A 16757-nucleotide genomic window follows, 5' to 3' on the forward strand; every position below is an offset into this window, starting at 1 on the left:
GGCTGCGCGAGCGCGTGCCGGCCAGTCTCGGCGCGCCGTTGGCGAGCCTGCCGAGGATGCAGGAGGCGCTCGGCGAGATCGACGGCCTGCTCCTGCAGAACCGCCTGCTGCTCGATGCCGCGTGCTGCGGACAGTTGCCCGCCAGCGACTCCGGGCTGCTCAAGGTCGCGGTCATCGACAACGCGTTGGCAGTGGTCGAGAAGGCCCTGGAACTGAGCGGCAACCACGGCCTCAGCCGGCACAATCCGCTACAGCGGCACTACCGCGACGTGCTTTGCGGACGTGTCCACACGCCACAGAAAGATAGCGTCTGGAGCGCGGCGGGGAGGGCGGCACTGAGTCTTTGAAACGTACCTCCCACGATTCTCGACCCTGGCCTTGTCGGCGACCGCACCGGCGGAACGGATAGCCCAGGATAGCCCCGGCTCCGTGCGGAGCTGCCTGGAGATTGCCCATGAAACGACCCCTGTGTGTGCTTGCCGGCCTGCTGGCCGCGACCCTGCTGGCTGGAGCCGCCAGCGCCGCCGACCTCATCAGCCTGCGCTTGGGCGATGTGAAGGGCGACCGCTACGCCGCCCTGCGCGCGTCCCGCGAGCTCGACGACCTGCCGTACAAGCTGGAAATGTCGGCGTTCCCCTCCGGTGCACCGGTGCTCGAGGCGCTCAACGCCGGGGCCCTGGACATAGGCTTTACCGGCGACATCCCGTTCCTCTTCATCTACGCTGCCGGCGCGCCGCTCAAGGCGGTGGGCGCCTGGCACTTCAACCCGGCGACCGTGGCGCTGGTGGTCGGCAAGGACTCGCCGATCCGTTCGGTGGCCGGCCTCAAGGGCAAGCGCATTGCCGTCAATCGCGGCGGCTGGGGGCATTTCCTCGCCCTTGGCGCGTTGCGTCGCGCCGGCCTCGGACCGCAGGACGTAAGCTTTTCCTTCCTTGGTCCGGTGGACGGCCGCGCCGCCCTGGTGCGTGGCTCGGTAGACGCCTGGGTGCCCTGGGAGCCCTATACCTCCAGCGCCGTGCTGCTCGATCAGGCGCGGGTCATCGACAACGGTGCCGGGATCATGACCGGCTACTCCTATGCCCTGGCCAGCGACGCTGCGATCGCCCGCAAGAAGGCCGCGATCAGCGACCTGCTGACCCGCCTGGCGCGTGCCCAGGCCTGGGCCCTGAGGCACCCGGAGGCGTTCGCCGAGGCCCTGGCCAAGGATCTGAACATGCCGCGCGAAGTCACTCGGCGCTGGGTTGGCGAGGCGCGCATCAGTCCTGTGGTCTTCGGTCCGGAGGTTGCCGCCACCTTGCAGACCGCCGCCGATTTCTTCCATGCCGAAGGCGTGCTGCCGAAGTCGCTGGAGGTCGCCCAGGCGTTCGACTTCAGCCTGTCCGCCGGTGCCGCCGAAGTGGCCCGCCAGTTGCCCGCCGACCTCCGCGTCGGCCAGCGTTGAGGAGTTACGGAATGCGTCAGACCCTGAGCCTGTTCCTGCTTCTCTGCCTGCTCGTCGGCCAGGCCTGTGCCGACGAGCGCGTGACCCTGCGCCTGGCCGACCAGAAGGGCAACATGCGCGCCCAGTTGGAGGCTGCCGGCGCGCTGGACGACCTGACCTACGACATCCGCTGGTTCGAATTCCCCGCCGCCGCCGCCCTCGCCGAAGCACTCAATGCCGGTGCGGTGGATGCCGGCATCATCGGCGACGCGCCATTGCTCTTCGCCCTGGCCGCCGGTGCCCGGCTGAAGGCCATCGCCGTCGACAAATCCGATCCCTACGGTACCGCCGTGCTGGTGAGAGGGGATTCGCCGCTGCGCTCGGCCAACGACCTGAAAGGCCAGCGCATTGCCACCGGGCGCGGTTCCATCGGCCACTTCGTCGCGCTCAAGGCCTTGGCCTCGGTCGGGCTGGGCGAGAAGGACGTCGAATTCCGCTTCCTCGGCCCGGTGGACGCGAAAATGGCCCTCGCCAATGGTTCCGTGGATGCCTGGGCGACCTGGGAGCCCTACACCGCGTTCGCGGAGACCGCCGACAAGGCTCGGGTACTGGTCGACGGTCGCGGCCTGTGGGCTGGCAACAGCTTCCTCGCTGCTACCGATAGCGCACTGGCCGACCCGGCGAAACGCGCCGTGCTGCAGGACTACCTGCAACGCCTGGCCAGCGCCCAGCGCTGGGCGTACCTGCACCTGGACGAGTATTCGCGAAGCCTGGCGCAGATCATCGGCTTCCCCGAGGACGCCGCGCGCTTGCAGTTCGAACGTCGGCGCTTGCGTTGGCAGGCGCTGGATGAGCGAACGCTCGGCCAGCAGCAGGAGACCGCCGATTTCTACCAGGCCCATGGATTGATTCCGCAGCGCCTCGATGTGCGGCCGACCTTCGCCAGCGGCTTTGCGGTCAGGCAGGCGTCGGATGCGGATATCCGGTAGGCGCTGCCCGGGCATTAATTGATAACTATAAGTTATTTATATTTTGTTTTTTATTCCAATAATCTATCCGTTCCGTTCCGTTCCGTTCCGTTCCGTTCCGTCGCCGGCAGCTGGAACTCCCGTCCCTGCGGGCGCTCGCACTTATCCCAGGAGTCATCGCATGTCTCGTCCGTTCCTGCGTCGCTTGGCCATCGTGTTTGCCGCTTCCGTCGTCCTGTCGGGCATTGGTGGCGCACAGGCCGAGGAGGTCCTGCGCATCGGCTTCCAGAAATCCTCGACTCTGCTGACCCTGATCCGCAGCCAGGGCACCTTCGAGCGCGAGTTGGCCAGGCAGGGCATCCGGGTGTCCTGGCATGAGTTCCCCAGCGGCCTGCCGTTGCTCGAATCGCTCAATGTCGGCAACGTCGATCTCTCCGCCGACGTCGCCGACACCGTGCCGGTGTTCGCCCAGGCGGCGGGTGCTCGCCTGACCTACTTCGCCCGCGAAACACCTTCGCCCGCGGCGCAGGCGATACTGGTCGGCGAACATTCGCCGCTGAAGTCCCTGGCTGAGCTGAAGGGCAAGCGCATCGCCGTGACCAAGGCCGCCGGCAGCCACTACCTGCTGATCGCCGCGCTGGCCAGCGCCGGGCTTGAGTTCTCCGACATCCAGCCAGCCTACCTGACGCCAGCCGACGGCCGCGCCGCCTTCGAGAACGGCAAGGTCGACGCCTGGGTGACCTGGGACCCCTACGTGGCAAGCGCCCAGCGCCAGCAACGCGCGCGGGTACTGGCCGACGGCCAGGGCCTGGCCAGCTACCAGCGCTACTACCTCGCCTCCAGCGACTACGCCAGGAAACATCCTGAAGTGCTCCAGCAGGTCTTCGCCGAACTGCAGCGCACCGGGCGCTGGCTCAAGAGCTACCCGGCCGAGGCGGCCAAGGTGCTGGGGCCGCTGTGGGGCAATCTCGATGCCGCTACCGTCGAGCAGGCGAATGCGCGGCGCAGCTACGACGTACAACCGGTGAGCGCAGATGGTCTCGACGAGCAACAGCGCATCGCCGACGCCTTCCACGCCCAGGGACTGCTACCCAAACCGGTGGATACGCGCGCCGTGGAGGTATGGCAGCCGCGGCACTGAGCGGCGCGGCTGCCCTGTGATGCGCGGCACCGGCGGCCAGCGTAGCTTGCCGCTGGCGCGCGTCCTTCAGGCCAGCCCATAGCTGATCTGCTCGGCCTTGACGTGGAACGCCTGCTCACGGCTCGGAAGATGCTGGTTGGCATCGGCGTTGCCCTGGCGCAGGCGTTCGGACCTCAGCGTTGGCAGGCGGAACACATCCTGCCGCTCGGTCTGCAACGCATTGCCGCGCATCAGTTCCATCAACGGAACCTGCATGGCCGGGGTGCTCTGGCCGAGGAAGTAGTTGGGCACCTCGTCGCACCACAACAGCATGTAGTCGCTCACCGCGTCGTGCTCGGCGTCGAGCACCACGTACTCGACGCGATGGCGCAGGACCACTTCGGCGTCGATGCTCCAGCGGGTGTCCACGGTGAACAGCGGAACGTGCTTTTCCACGTCCACCAGCAGGCCATTCACCGCCTTGCAGCCGGACTTGCGGCAGGCCACGTGGTAGCGCTTGTCGGGGAGGGGGTGACGCGCCACCACGTCGCGCCCGCCAAGCAGGTGCAGGTCGAACTCCTTGATGCGGATGTCGATCAGCTCGCACGGCAGGTCGAACCCCGCAGGCGTCAGCAGCCTGGGGCAGAAATGGATAAGCATGGTTTTCTCCATCAGGCATGCCCGGGGCTTTCCCGCCCAGGGGGAGAGGTATCTCTATCGATCGGTCGCGGGTCAGACGGCAAGCCGCGTCCTGACGGACGAGGCAGAGCCTCGCCCGGTGAAGGGCGCGAACGCCGGTCCTGGCGGACCTCGCTGGATTTTTCTGGCTCCGGGCGCTCCCGTGCTTCCAGGGGCGTCTCGGACGGGTTTCAGCTCCCGGTCTTGACTCGGCTCCAGACCCGGGTACGGATTCTCTCGACCTTCAGTGGCAGGGTTTCCAGCGGGAAGAGGGTCGCCATGGTTTCCTTGCTCAGGTAAACCGCCGGGTTTTCCCGCAGCTTCCGCTCCACCAGCGGCAGCGCCGCCTGGTTGCCATTCGGATAGCCCACGTAGTTGGAGGTCCTGGCGATGACCTCCGGACGCAGCAGGTAGTCGATCAGCGCATAACCTTGCTGCGGATGCGGTGCATCCTTGAGCAGCACCATGTTCTCGGCCCAGACCAGCGAGCCTTCCCGGGGAATGCTGTAGGCGATATGGCGACCGTTCCCGGCCTGTTCGTTGTTGACCTGGGCCATGTAGGCCGTGCCCTGCCAGCCGACCACCACGCAGACGTTGCCGTTGGAGAGGTCGGTGTCGACTCTGGAGGAGTCGAAATAGCGAATGTAGGGGCGAACCTTCAGCAACAGTTCCTGGGCTTTCTGGTAATCCTCGGGATTCTGGCTGTTGTGCGGCAGGCCCAGGTAGTTGAGGGCGATGGAAACCAGCTCGGTGGAGGAGTCCAGCGTGGCCACGCCGCACTGGCTGAGGCGGGAGATATTCTCCTCCTTGAAGACCAGGTCCCAGGAGTCGACCGGCGCGTCGGGGCCGAGCAGCTTGCGGACCTTGTCCACGTCGTAGGCGATCCCGGTGGTTCCCCAGAGATAAGGTACGGCATAGCGATTGCCGGGATCGTTGGCCTGAAGCTTCCCGAGGATGTCCGCGTCGAGGTTCTTCCAGTGGGGGAGCCGATCGCGGTCGAGTTCCTGGAGGACGCCTGCCTTGATCAGTCCGGGCAGGATGTTGGAGGTGATCACCACCACGTCGTAGCCGGAGCGGCCGACCATCAGTTTGCCCTGCGCGGTCTCGGCGCTGTCGAAGGTGTCGAGGACGACACGGGTGCCGGTTTCCTTCTGGAAAGCCTTGGGCGTTTCCGGGGCGATGAAGTCATACCAGTTGTAAAGATGGACGCTGGTTTGCGCAGCCCATGCACTGTCCGCCGCTGTCGCACCGATCGTCGTCAGGATCGATAACGCCAGTGCACAAACTTTTTTCATTGGATTTCCTTTCCGAAACGAAACAAGTTGGATTTTGCACCTACCAGAACTGGTAGTTCTGACCTGTGGCTATCTTCGAAGGCATCGATATTATGCACATTGGAACTCTTCATGACATAACGCCGAGTGACTAATCCCAGAGGAGTAGTTGTGTGGATATCGCATTGCACGGCGGCGCCTGGCACGAGTCACTGGGAAAGTTGCTCGAAGCGCTGGACCGGCCGTTCTTCTGGCGGATCCTGGCGCAGACCCTCGGCCAGTTCGCCCCCGTCGACAACTGGGCGGCCCTGATATTCAGCGACTCCAGCCCCTTGATTCTTTCCTTCATGGAAGAGGAGATAGAAGAAATCGAGCCGGACCCGCTGATCAGTCGATATATAACCGGACTCTATCTGCAAGATCCTTTCTACCAGGTATCCAGAAACTGTCGGCGCGGCGGGCTTTTTCATCTTGCGGATATCGTCTCCGAAGATTTCGAAACGACCGAGTATTACAATGCGTACTTTGCGCATTATGTGGTGACGGACGAAGTTCAATATAACGTCCCGCTGGATGGTGAAAGAACCCTATGCCTGTCGTTGGGCAGCGAGAGCCGCTTCGGTGCCGAGCAGATCGCGCTGTTCGAGCTGCTTCGCCCGTGGGTCATCGCGCTGATGAAAAAACGCATCCACTTCGAGGATGCGGTCAGGGAGGAGGCGAAACCGATCGCAGCGGCGGAGGTGGAAGTCCAGCCCTGGAGAGGGTTGATATCGCCGCTGACCGCGCGGGAGTCGGATGTCATCCGGCTGATGCTGGATGGATACTCGAACAAGGAAATAGCGGATCGGCTGACGCTGTCGATCGCCACCATCAAGGTGCATCGCCGGCATATCTACGCGAAGCTGAACGTGAAGTCCCACTCCGAGATATTCGCGCTATTGATCAACCCGCCCGCGCCGCGGCTCGCCGACGCACGCTAGTGCGCCGCCTGCGGAGGAATCCGGGCGCATAAGGTTATGCGAAATTCATATTGCCCGACGCTGAAAAAGCCGGCGTCGGATTGCACTCATGGGCGAATTCCATCCAGGACGATTCGACCATGCCCGATGTACGTCTTTCCTCTCGTTCGTTGACCCCCGTGCTCTGTGCGGTGGGGCTCGCCTGCGCGCTGCAGGGCGAGGTGCAGGCCGCCGACGGTGGGCCGCGCGACGCGGCCACGGCGCCCCGGGTATTCGACATAGCGCCCGGCGAACTGGCCGAGGTGTTGTTGAACATCGTGCGCCAGGGACACGTGCCGATCGCCTTCGACCAGCGCCTGGTGGCGGGGTTGCGCGGACCGGATATCCGCGGCCGGCTCAGTGTCGAGGACGCCTTGCGGCGTGCCCTGGCCGGCAGCGGGCTGGCATACGCGCAGGACGAAAGCGGTGCCTTCGTCCTGCGCGGCGGACAGGCGCCTGTGCAGGAGACGCGAGGTGCGGCGGCGGCACCGACCTTGTCCACCGTGGTGGTCACCGGCACGCGCAAGAGCGATGTGAAGGCGCAGGACAGCCTGAGCCCGATCGATGTGGTCAGCGCTACCCAGCTACGCAGCAGCGGCGCGGTCGACCTGCGCGATGCACTGGTCAAACTGCTGCCCTCGCTGACCCGCCAGGCCCAGCCGTTCAACGCCTCGGCGTTGACCCACACGCAGTCGCTGCGCGGGCTGAGCCCCAACCATGTGCTGGTGCTGGTGAACGGCAAGCGTCGCCACGAAACGGCCAATCTCAATATCAGCGGGGGGCTGGAGAAGGGCTCCACCGGCGTCGATCTGGACACCATCCCGATCAACGCCATCGAGCGGGTCGAGGTGCTGCGCGACGGTGCTTCGGCACAGTATGGTTCGGACGCCATCGCCGGGGTGATCAACGTCATCCTCAAGTCCGCCGACCACGGCGGGTCGGCGGCCGCTGACGTCGGGCAGACCGGCGACGGCGACGGCTTCACCCATGGCGGCGGGGGGAACATCGGACTGGCCTTCGGCGATAGCGGCTTCGTCAACCTCACCGCCGAATATCGCGAGCAGGAGCGCACGATGCGCAGCGGCATCGATGAGCGCACCGGTCGGCGCGACAACATTTCCATGGGCGATCCCGCGTTCCACCGGCAATCGTTGGCGCTCAACTCCGGTTTCGGGTTGGGCGACGATATCGAGGTGTACGGCTTCGGCACCTATACTCGGCGCAAGGCCTCCTCGGCGGCCAACTATCGCCTGGCTTCGGTGGCGCCGACGCTGTATCCGGACGGCTTCACGCCGCGCCCGAACAGCGACGAGGACGACTATGCGTTCCTCGCCGGGGTGCGCGGCGAGCGTCTGCTGGATGCCTGGCACTGGGACCTGAGCAGTGGCTACGGCGCCGACCGTCCCGATATCGGCATGACCCAGTCGGTGAACGCGGCGATCTACCGTGAAACCGGCAACAGCCCGAGAAGCTTCGACCTGGCACACTACCGCAACAGCCAATGGACCAGCAACCTGGACCTGGGGCGGGAATTCCAACTGGATTTCCTCGCCGCCCCGCTGGCGCTGTCGCTGGGCGCGGAATACCGGCGGGAAACCTACCGCATCGACGCCGGCGACCCGGCGTCCTACTACAGCGGCGGGGCGGAATCCCTGGCTGGCCTCTCGCCGCTCAGCGAGGGGCAATGGTCGCGGCACGCCTGGGCGTCCTACCTGGACCTGGGTACCTCCCTGACCCCAGCCTGGGAGGTTGACGTGGCGGTGCGCCACGAGAAATTCAGCGACTTCGGCAGCACCACCAACGGCAAGTTCGCCACCCGTTACCAGTTCGATCCGCGGGTGGCGCTGCGCGCCAGCGTAAGCAGCGGGTTCCGCGCGCCGTCCCTGGTCCAGGAGCACTACACCGGCCTCAGCGTCGGCCCGACCATCGCCCTCGGCCTGCTGGCGGCCAACTCGCCGGCAGCGAAGATGCTCGGCGCCGACGAACTGCAACCGGAGAAGTCGACCAGCTTCAACCTTGGCCTGGTACTCAACCCTTGGGAAAACGTCGGGCTGAACATCGACGCCTACCAGATCAGCATCCGCGACCGCATCGTCGACAGCGCCACCTATTCCGGCCAGGAAGCCATCGATGCCCTGGCCGCGGCGGGGATCTCGTTGCCGGCCAGTGCCAGTACGGTCAGTACCCATTACCTGGCCAACGGTGCCGACACCCGCACCCGCGGTGTCGACATCACCGGTCACTACCTCGTCGCGCTTGGCGAGTACGGGCAGGTCGACTGGGAACTGTCGGCCAACTTCAACCGCACCACCTTGCGCAAGAACCATCGAGGCGCCAACGGCGAGCCGCTGCTCAATGCCCAGCAGGTCGCCTGGATCACCAGCTCCACCCCGCGCAGCCAGGTTTCCCTCGGCGGCACCTGGAGCCGCCAGGACTGGGAGGTCAGCCTGCGCCTGACGCGCTACGGTCGGACCAGCTCGGAACTCGACTACACGGTAGGGCCGGACGCCTGGTCGACGGAGAAATTCAACCATTTCGTCAACGACCCGAAGTACATCACCGACATCGCCGCGCGCTACCGGCTCAGCGCCGACCTGACGCTGACCGCCGGCGCCGACAACCTGTTCGACGTCCGTCCGGACAAGCTGCCCGCGCAGAACACCACCTATGGCGACGTGCTGCGCTACGACACCTATGCCTCGCAGATCGGCTTCAACGGCGCCTTCTACTACCTGCGCGCGGCCTACCGCTTCTAGAGGGCCAGGCGTGGCGCAACGAGAATTTTCCGCGACCAGCGGCGGCGTGCTGCTGGCGTCGGTGGTGGCGATCATGCTCGGGCCCACCGGCATCCTGCTGAACACCTTCAGTCTGTTCATCGCACCGATGAGCGCCGAGTACGCCTGGGACCGCGCCGAGGTGTCGTTGCTGGTGACGCTGTTCGGACTGGCGGTCGCCATCACCAGCCCGCTCAAGGGCTGGCTGATCGACCGTTGGGGCGCGCGGCGGACAATGCTCGGGCTGACCGCGGCCCTGTCGCTGCCGCTGCTCGGCCTGGCGGCGGTGAATGCCGTCTGGCAACTCTACGCGCTGTTCCTGCTGATCGGCCTGCTGGCGCCAGGCAACCTGCCTTACGGACGTATCCTCGGACTCTGGTTCCGCCACCGCCTGGGCGTGGCCTACGGCCTGCTCGGCCTGGGCTTCGGGGTGGGCGGGCCGCTGGGCCTGCTGGTCGGCCACCAGAGCCTCGAAGCGTGGGGCTGGCGCGGCGCTTTCCTGGTCTACGGCGTGCTCGAACTGGGCCTGGCGCTGCCGCTGCTGGCCTGGCTGTTCCGCGAGCCAGCGCCGGGCGCTGGCGTGGCCGCCGGCACGGCCGTAGCGGAAACCGCGCTGAGCGGATCGACGGCGCCCCAGGCCTGGCGCAGCGCCAGTTTCTGGCTGGTGCTGGGCAACCAGGTACTGGCGGTGTTCGTAATGTCCGGGATCATGACCCATGGCGTGCCGATGCTGGTGGAGCGCGGTTTGTCCCGGGGCGAGGCGGGCACCGCGCTGTCGGCGTTGTGGGTCGGCATGATGCTGTCGCAGCCGCTGATGGGCTGGCTTCTCGACCGCGTGGCGACGCCGCGGGTGGCGTTGCCCTTCGCCCTGGCGGCGGTGCTCGGCATGGCCTGGTTCCTGGTGGGCGACACACCGAGCGGTCTATGGCTGGCGGTGTTCCTGGTCGGCCTGGGCGGAGGAGGGGAAAGCGGCACCACCAAGTACCTGTTGATGCGCTACTTCGGCCTGCGCAGCTTCGGTGTGATCTACGGTTCGATCCAGCCGTTCACCTTCGCCCTGTCGATCAGTCTCGGCGCTTACCTGCTGGGCTGGCTGTACGACCGCGCCGAAGGCTACGGGACGGCCGAATGGGTGCTGCTCGCGGCTTTTTCCCTGGCTGCGTGCAGCCTGTTCGCCTTTCGCCCCTATCCGCAGAAATTGCCCTGAGGGGAATCATGCCGGCTAGCGTTCGCCCTGGCGCTGCGCGGTCTTGCCGGCGAGGCGGGTCTGGCGATAGTCGTTGGCGCACTGTCCCGTCCAGCGGCGGAAGGCGTGGCGAAAACTGGAGGTATCCATGTAGCCCAGCCTCTCGGCGACTTCCTCGATGCGCAGTCGCTCGTCCCGCAGCAGTTGGCGCGCCCTGTCGTGGCGGACCAGGTCGAGCACTTCCCGGTAGTTGGTGCCCTCGTCGGCGAGCCGTCGGCGCAGCGTCCGCTCGGTGACCTTCAATTGCCGGGCGACCCAGGCGATGCTCGGGTAGCGGTCCTGCAGCACCTCCAGCAGTGCCACGATGCGTTGGCGGTAGCCGCCCATCTCGCGGGTGACGCGGGTGTTGAAAGCCTTGCTGCCGAGCGCCAGCGAGGCCTGGAACACGGCGGAGTTGGCAGTGGCGATCTCGGCCTCGAGCAATTCCTCGGGGAGGGTGAAGGTGATGCCTTCGCCGGCGAAATACACCGGCACCCGGAAATACTCCTCGTATGCCCGCACGTCGCCGTTCCTTTCCGGGAGGCGCAGGCGGACCAGTTCCAGATCGCCCAGCAGCAGGTCGCGGAACACCGCGTAGGCGGCCGACGCCAGGACGTTGGCGTGGTACAACCGGGCCGACTGCGGCCAGTCCGGCTTGTCCTGCAGGTCGATATCCACATCCACGGTGTCGCAACTGGAACGTCTCACCGCGATCCCGCGGATGTCCTTGCGGAACAGCAGCATGTTGGTCTTGATCAGTTGCAAGGCTTCGCCCACGGTGCCAGCACTCTGCAGCGCCAGCCCGGCGACGCCATAGTCGGAAAGGCGGTAGTGTTCCCCCAGGCTCAGGCCTTCCAGGGGGGAGCGCCCGTTCAGCACGATCCACTCGTAGAGCGCTTCGCTGGGCAGGCGCGGCTCGGCAGCCGAACCCTGGCGCATGTCCGGAGGCGTGATGCGTTGCACGGCGAGGTAGTTGTTGAGTGGTCGCCACTCGAAATCGTACTGGATGTTTTCGGACGGGCTCATCGGTTACCTCTTGCACGCGATGCTATCGCCCTGAAGGCGTCAGGGCTTCGTTATTCCATGCGGATGTCGTTTCGGTTGATTTTCGTACGCTGGGCTTCCGGCAATCACTACCTTGCGTAAGGGGTTGACAGGAGCGGGGTCTGCGTATAGCCGCGCCTCCGCGACGCCGTGCCGATCGGTCGTGCATGCTCGCCGTGGCCCGGCTGAGCACTGCCGTCCCGGCCACTCTCTCCGGGGTGGCTGCGCCTGGATGATCGTCGTGGGCGATGGTGGCGCGGGCCGATCGCCGTGAGCTTCAAGCGCCATCGCCGTTTGCCGGCGCTCGGGAGGCTGCTGGCCAAGGAAAACCGTAGCGCCGCGGCGGGCGGCGGCTAGCGGGGATTTCCGGCCACGCGTGCCGTGCCCGGGCCACGCTTGCCTTCCCGGCGCGCCGGACTTCCGGTGGCCGGGAGGACAGGAAAAGCGAGCGGCGAGGTGTCGGCGAGCAGGGTCAACTCGATCTTCTGATAGGGTCGGTGGGCTGTCCGGGGCGGCTAGGATGGACATTTTTATCGTCTCGGGCAGGCCTGTCGCGACCGCGCGAAGTCGCGACGGATGCCGCTGCTAAGGAGCAACGGATGACCGTTCTTATCCAGGGGGCCGGGATCGCCGGCCTGGCGCTGGCGCGCGAATTCACCAAGGCAGGCATCGACTGGCTGCTGGTCGAGCGGGCCAGCGAGATCAGGCCCATCGGTACCGGTATCACCCTGGCGAGCAATGCGTTGACGGCGTTGTCCAGCACCCTGGATCTCGACCGGCTGTTCCGCCGTGGCATGCCGTTGGCCGGCATCAACGTATACGCCCACGACGGTTCGATGCTGATGTCGATGCCTTCCAGTCTGGGTGGGAGTTCCCGCGGCGGCCTGGCGTTGCAGCGCCACGAGCTGCATGCGGCGCTACTGGAGGGGCTGGATGAGTCGCGCATTCGGGTCGGGGTCTCCATCGTGCAGATCCTCGACGGACTCGACCACGAACGCGTGACCCTGAGCGACGGCACTGTCCACGACTGTTCGCTGGTGGTCGGTGCGGATGGCATTCGTTCGAGCGTGCGACGTTATGTCTGGCCGGAGGCGACCTTGCGTCATTCCGGCGAAACCTGCTGGCGCCTGGTCGTTCCCCATCGGCTGGAGGACGCCGAGCTGGCGGGAGAGGTCTGGGGGCACGGCAAGCGCCTCGGCTTCATCCAGATCAGCCCGCGCGAGATGTATGTCTACGCGACCCTGAAGGTGCGCCGGGAGGAGCCCGAGGACGAGGAGGGCTTCGTCACCCCGCAACGGCTGGCCGCCCACTACGCGGACTTCGACGGCATCGGCGCGAGCATCGCCCGGCTCATACCGAGCGCCACCACGCTGGTGCACAACGACCTCGAGGAGTTGGCCGGCGCCTCCTGGTGCCGCGGACGGGTAGTGCTGATCGGCGACGCCGCACACGCCATGACGCCGAACCTGGGGCAGGGCGCGGCCATGGCCCTGGAGGACGCCTTCCTGCTGGCGCGCCTGTGGTGCCTGGCGCCGCGCGCCGAGACGCTGATCCTGTTCCAGCAGCAACGCGAGGCGCGGATCGAGTTCATCAGGAAGCAATCCTGGATCGTCGGCCGCCTTGGTCAGTGGGAATCGCCCTGGAGCGTCTGGCTGAGGAATACCCTCGTTCGCCTGGTGCCGAATGCCAGTCGCAGGCGCCTGCACCAGCGTCTTTTCACCGGTGTCGGTGAGATGGCCGCACAGTAGCCGCCGGTGCCAGTGGCGTCTTGGTCGCCTGTTTTCGAGTTCGGCGATGGTCGCTATGGAGAAGTCCCGGGCGACCAGGGCGCTTGCGCTTTACCAGGCCCGGCGTCGCTGGGCTCTCCACAGGTTCGCCGGTTTTTGCTGCGATCCGGTCTGCCGCTCGCCGGGGGCTGGCGGTATACTTCGCAGCGCCCGTTCGATGCCGTCGAATGATGTTTCCATGACGCTTGATTTATGACGCCTTTGCGCCAAGCTAGGTCATGGGATGGCTTTCTGTTAAGGTTGCCGAAATCTCCTGGGGGCCCGTGTGGGCGGTTGTCTGCTAATGCGCGACGAGGTGCAGCGTGATTAAGGTGCTGGTGGTCGACGACCACGATCTGGTACGCACCGGTATTACCCGCATGCTGGCCGACATCGAAGGCTTGCAAGTGGTCGGCCAGGCCGACTGCGGTGAAGACTGTCTGAAACTGGCCCGCGAGCTGAAGCCGGATGTCGTCCTGATGGACGTGAAGATGCCCGGTATCGGCGGCCTGGAGGCGACCCGCAAGCTGCTGCGCAGCCAGCCCGACATCAAGGTCGTGGTAGTCACCGTCTGCGAAGAGGATCCGTTCCCCACCCGCCTCATGCAGGCCGGCGCCGCCGGCTACATGACCAAGGGCGCGGGGCTGGAGGAAATGGTCCAGGCTATTCGCCAGGTCTTCGCCGGCCAGCGCTATATCAGCCCGCAGATCGCCCAGCAACTGGCGCTGAAGTCCTTCCAGCCGCAGCAGCACGATTCCCCCTTCGATTCGCTGTCCGAGCGCGAGATCCAGATCGCCCTGATGATCGCCAACTGCCACAAGGTGCAGAGCATCTCCGACAAGCTGTGCCTGTCGCCGAAGACCGTGAATACCTATCGCTACCGCATCTTCGAGAAGCTCTCGATCACCAGCGACGTGGAGCTGGCGCTGCTCGCCGTCCGCCACGGCATGGTCGATGCCGCCAGCTAGATGAGCGCCGTTTTCGACGCGAGCGCCTTCCTCGCTACCTGTAGCAATCGTCCGGGCGTCTACCGCATGTTCGATGCGGACGCCAAGCTTCTCTACGTGGGCAAGGCGAAGAGCCTGAAGAAGCGCCTGGCCAGCTATTTCCGCAAGTCCGGCCTGGCGCCGAAGACCGCTGCGCTGGTGGCGCGCATCGCCCAGGTGGAAACCACCATCACCGCCAATGAAACCGAGGCGTTGCTGCTGGAGCAGACGCTGATCAAGGAGTGGCGGCCGCCCTACAACATCCTGCTGCGGGACGACAAGTCCTATCCCTTCGTGTTCCTCTCCAGCGAGGATGAGTATCCGCGGCTGTCCCTGCACCGTGGCGCGAAGAAGCGCAAGGGGCGTTACTTCGGTCCCTATCCGAGCGCGGGAGCGATCCGCGAGAGCCTCAACCTGCTGCAGAAGGCGTTTCTCGTCCGCCAGTGCGAGGACAGCTATTTCCGCAACCGTACGCGGCCCTGCCTGCAATACCAGATCAAGCGCTGCAAGGGGCCCTGCGTGGGACTGGTCAGTCCTGAGGAGTACGCCGAGGACGTGCGCCACTCGGTGATGTTCCTCGAAGGAAGGAGCAACGCGCTGGCCGACGAGCTGAACGTCGGCATGGAGCAGGCGGCGATGCGCCTGGACTTCGAGAAGGCGGCGGAGTTGCGCGACCAGGTGGCGATCCTGCGGCGGGTCCAGGACCAGCAGAGCATGGAAGGTGGCAACGGCGACGTCGACATCGTCGCCGCCATCGTCACCCCTGGCGGCGCTTGCGTACACCTGATCAGCGTACGCGGCGGGCGGGTGCTGGGCAGCAAGAACTTCTTCCCGCAGGTCGCGATCGAGGAGGAGGTGGGCGAAGTGCTGCTGGCGTTCCTTGGCCAGTACTATCTCAGCCACCAGGAGCGCGACCTGCCGGCGGAGTTGATCGTCAACGTGACGCACGAGGATTTCCCGGTGCTGGTTTCGGCGATCGCCGAAGCGCGAGGCCGCGAACTGGAGATCAGCTACCGGGTGCGTGGTACCCGCGCCCGCTGGCAGCAACTGGCGGTGACCAACGCCGAACAGGCCCTGGGCGCACGCCTGGCCAACCGCCAGCATGTGGCGGCACGCTTCGAAGCCCTTGCCGAGGCGCTCGACCTGGCGGAGCCGCCGCAACGCCTGGAGTGCTTCGATATCAGTCACTCCAGCGGCGAGGCCACCGTGGCTTCCTGCGTGGTGTTCGGCCCGGAAGGGCCGCTGAAGTCGGACTATCGCCGCTACAACATCGAAGGCGTCACGGCCGGCGACGACTACGCGGCGATGCACCAGGCGCTGACCCGCCGCTTCAGTCGCCTGAAGGACGGCGAGGGGAAGATGCCCGACATTCTCCTGGTGGATGGCGGCAAGGGGCAATTGGCCATGGCCCAGGAGGTGCTCCAGGAACTGGCGGTCGCCGGTCTGATCCTGCTCGGCGTGGCCAAGGGCGTGACCCGCAAGCCGGGGCTGGAAACCCTCTACCTGAACGATGCCTCCCACGAGTTCACCCTGCCGGCCGATTCGCCGGCGCTGCACCTGATCCAGCAGATACGTGACGAAGCGCACCGTTTCGCCATCACCGGCCACCGTGCGCGGCGCGGCAAGGCACGGCGGACGTCGACGCTGGAGGACGTCCCTGGCGTCGGCCCGAAACGTCGGCGCGATCTGCTCAAGCATTTCGGCGGGTTGCAGGAATTGTCGCGGGCGAGTATCGATGAACTGGCCAAAGCCCCCGGTATCAGTAAAAAGCTTGCCGAGCAGATTTATGCCGTCCTGCACAGCGAGTAGAATGCCGGCTCACCTCGCAGCCTAGATGGTCCGATGAATATCCCCAATCTGCTCACGTTACTGCGCGTCCTGCTCATTCCGATCTTCATTCTGCTGTTCTATCTGCCGACGTCCTGGAGCTACCTGACCGCCAGTGCCGTGTTCGCCCTGGCCGCCGCCACCGACTGGCTGGACGGCTACCTCGCCCGGCGCCTCGGCCAGAGCACGCCGTTCGGCGCCTTCCTCGACCCGGTCGCGGACAAGCTGATGGTGGCGGTTGCGCTGGTCCTGCTGGTGGAAGAGCACGCCAACCTGTGGCTGACCCTGCCGGCGGTGATCATCATCGGCCGCGAGATCGTGGTTTCCGCCTTGCGCGAGTGGATGGCCGAACTGGGGGCGAGGGCTCAGGTGGCGGTGTCCAACCTGGGCAAGTGGAAGACCGCGGCGCAGATGCTGGCGCTGGTCATTCTCCTGGCGAATCCGCCGCTGATGACCTTCTGGGTGATTCTCGGCTACGTGCTGCTGATCATCTCTGCGGCGCTGACCCTGTGGTCCATGGTGCACTACCTGCTGGCCGCGTGGCCGCATCTGTCGACCACCCCGAAAGAGAAATAAACTTTTTTGAATCAAGGAGTTGACACGGCGCCGCGATGCTATAGAATGGCGCCCGTCACCAAGACGATGCGGGAATAGCTCAGTTGGTAGAGCACGACCTT

The 16757-nt window shown here is 65.7% G+C and carries 14 protein-coding genes; 11 read left to right on the forward strand and 3 right to left on the reverse strand.

Annotated features, from left to right (window positions below):
• The 4 genes from HMPREF2581_RS08865 to HMPREF2581_RS08880 all read left to right on the forward strand — a co-directional run.
• On the forward strand, positions 1–347 hold a 347-nt coding region (locus tag HMPREF2581_RS08865; RefSeq protein ID WP_139181895.1), incomplete at its 5' end, for an acyl-CoA dehydrogenase family protein.
• Between the two features lie 107 nt (positions 348–454).
• On the forward strand, positions 455–1441 hold the full coding sequence (locus HMPREF2581_RS08870; RefSeq protein WP_003138958.1) for an aliphatic sulfonate ABC transporter substrate-binding protein: 987 nt from the start codon (positions 455–457) through the stop codon (positions 1439–1441).
• 11 nt (positions 1442–1452) lie between these two features.
• Positions 1453–2409, forward strand: coding sequence for an ABC transporter substrate-binding protein (locus HMPREF2581_RS08875; RefSeq protein WP_003138960.1), 957 nt, complete (start codon positions 1453–1455; stop codon positions 2407–2409).
• A gap of 160 nt (positions 2410–2569) precedes the next feature.
• Entirely contained in the window at positions 2570–3529 is a 960-nt protein-coding gene (locus tag HMPREF2581_RS08880) for an aliphatic sulfonate ABC transporter substrate-binding protein (RefSeq protein ID WP_003138962.1), read from the forward strand.
• A gap of 66 nt (positions 3530–3595) precedes the next feature.
• Here the strand turns inward: HMPREF2581_RS08880 and qteE are convergent, their stop codons facing one another.
• Positions 3596–4168, reverse strand: a complete 573-nt coding sequence (qteE, locus tag HMPREF2581_RS08885; RefSeq protein ID WP_003090369.1) for a quorum threshold expression protein QteE — start codon at positions 4166–4168, stop codon at positions 3596–3598.
• 209 nt (positions 4169–4377) lie between these two features.
• Positions 4378–5481 (reverse strand): polyamine ABC transporter substrate-binding protein, encoded by a 1104-nt coding sequence (locus tag HMPREF2581_RS08890; protein ID WP_003090368.1) that lies wholly within the window; start codon positions 5479–5481, stop codon positions 4378–4380.
• A 152-nt stretch (positions 5482–5633) separates the two neighbouring features.
• Between HMPREF2581_RS08890 and vqsR the strand changes: the two genes are divergently transcribed.
• The 3 genes from vqsR (at position 5634) to HMPREF2581_RS08905 (ending at position 10439) form a co-directional block, all read left to right on the forward strand.
• Positions 5634–6440: a transcriptional regulator VqsR gene (vqsR, locus tag HMPREF2581_RS08895; RefSeq protein ID WP_003130951.1), complete on the forward strand. Its 807-nt coding sequence runs from the start codon at positions 5634–5636 to the stop codon at positions 6438–6440.
• A 119-nt stretch (positions 6441–6559) separates the two neighbouring features.
• On the forward strand, positions 6560–9214 hold the full coding sequence (locus tag HMPREF2581_RS08900; protein ID WP_003138965.1) for a TonB-dependent receptor: 2655 nt from the start codon (positions 6560–6562) through the stop codon (positions 9212–9214).
• A gap of 10 nt (positions 9215–9224) precedes the next feature.
• The gene (locus HMPREF2581_RS08905; protein WP_003130955.1) at positions 9225–10439 is read left to right on the forward strand and encodes an MFS transporter; all 1215 of its coding nucleotides are present in this window, start codon (positions 9225–9227) and stop codon (positions 10437–10439) included.
• A gap of 15 nt (positions 10440–10454) precedes the next feature.
• Here HMPREF2581_RS08905 and HMPREF2581_RS08910 read toward each other — a convergent pair whose 3' ends face one another.
• On the reverse strand, positions 10455–11483 hold the full coding sequence (locus HMPREF2581_RS08910; protein ID WP_003138966.1) for an AraC family transcriptional regulator: 1029 nt from the start codon (positions 11481–11483) through the stop codon (positions 10455–10457).
• A gap of 617 nt (positions 11484–12100) precedes the next feature.
• On the opposite strand from HMPREF2581_RS08910, the gene pqsH reads away from it, so the two are divergent.
• The 4 genes from pqsH (at position 12101) to pgsA (ending at position 16656) form a co-directional block, all read left to right on the forward strand.
• Positions 12101–13249: a 2-heptyl-3-hydroxy-4(1H)-quinolone synthase gene (gene pqsH, locus HMPREF2581_RS08915; protein WP_003119987.1), complete on the forward strand. Its 1149-nt coding sequence runs from the start codon at positions 12101–12103 to the stop codon at positions 13247–13249.
• A 341-nt stretch (positions 13250–13590) separates the two neighbouring features.
• Entirely contained in the window at positions 13591–14235 is a 645-nt protein-coding gene (gene uvrY, locus HMPREF2581_RS08920; RefSeq protein ID WP_003090351.1) for a response regulator transcription factor GacA, read from the forward strand.
• Complete coding sequence (uvrC, locus tag HMPREF2581_RS08925) at positions 14236–16062, forward strand: excinuclease ABC subunit UvrC (RefSeq protein ID WP_003097551.1); 1827 nt, start codon at positions 14236–14238, stop codon at positions 16060–16062.
• 33 nt (positions 16063–16095) lie between these two features.
• A complete protein-coding gene (pgsA, locus tag HMPREF2581_RS08930; RefSeq protein WP_003090349.1) occupies positions 16096–16656 on the forward strand; it encodes a CDP-diacylglycerol--glycerol-3-phosphate 3-phosphatidyltransferase in 561 nt (186 codons plus the stop codon).
• The last annotated feature ends 101 nt before the right edge of the window (positions 16657–16757 follow it).

This window comes from Pseudomonas sp. HMSC057H01 (assembly GCF_001836405.1).
GTDB lineage: Bacteria > Pseudomonadota > Gammaproteobacteria > Pseudomonadales > Pseudomonadaceae > Pseudomonas > Pseudomonas aeruginosa.

Coding starts and splice junctions, on each gene's coding strand:
- HMPREF2581_RS08910 (WP_003138966.1), bottom strand. CDS start 11,483: ATGAGCCCGTCCGAAAACATCCAGTACGATTTCGAGTGGCGACCACTC.
- qteE (WP_003090369.1), bottom strand. CDS start 4,168: ATGCTTATCCATTTCTGCCCCAGGCTGCTGACGCCTGCGGGGTTCGAC.
- pqsH (WP_003119987.1), top strand. CDS start 12,101: ATGACCGTTCTTATCCAGGGGGCCGGGATCGCCGGCCTGGCGCTGGCG.
- HMPREF2581_RS08900 (WP_003138965.1), top strand. CDS start 6,560: ATGCCCGATGTACGTCTTTCCTCTCGTTCGTTGACCCCCGTGCTCTGT.
- HMPREF2581_RS08890 (WP_003090368.1), bottom strand. CDS start 5,481: ATGAAAAAAGTTTGTGCACTGGCGTTATCGATCCTGACGACGATCGGT.
- uvrC (WP_003097551.1), top strand. CDS start 14,236: ATGAGCGCCGTTTTCGACGCGAGCGCCTTCCTCGCTACCTGTAGCAAT.
- pgsA (WP_003090349.1), top strand. CDS start 16,096: ATGAATATCCCCAATCTGCTCACGTTACTGCGCGTCCTGCTCATTCCG.
- HMPREF2581_RS08870 (WP_003138958.1), top strand. CDS start 455: ATGAAACGACCCCTGTGTGTGCTTGCCGGCCTGCTGGCCGCGACCCTG.
- HMPREF2581_RS08875 (WP_003138960.1), top strand. CDS start 1,453: ATGCGTCAGACCCTGAGCCTGTTCCTGCTTCTCTGCCTGCTCGTCGGC.
- HMPREF2581_RS08880 (WP_003138962.1), top strand. CDS start 2,570: ATGTCTCGTCCGTTCCTGCGTCGCTTGGCCATCGTGTTTGCCGCTTCC.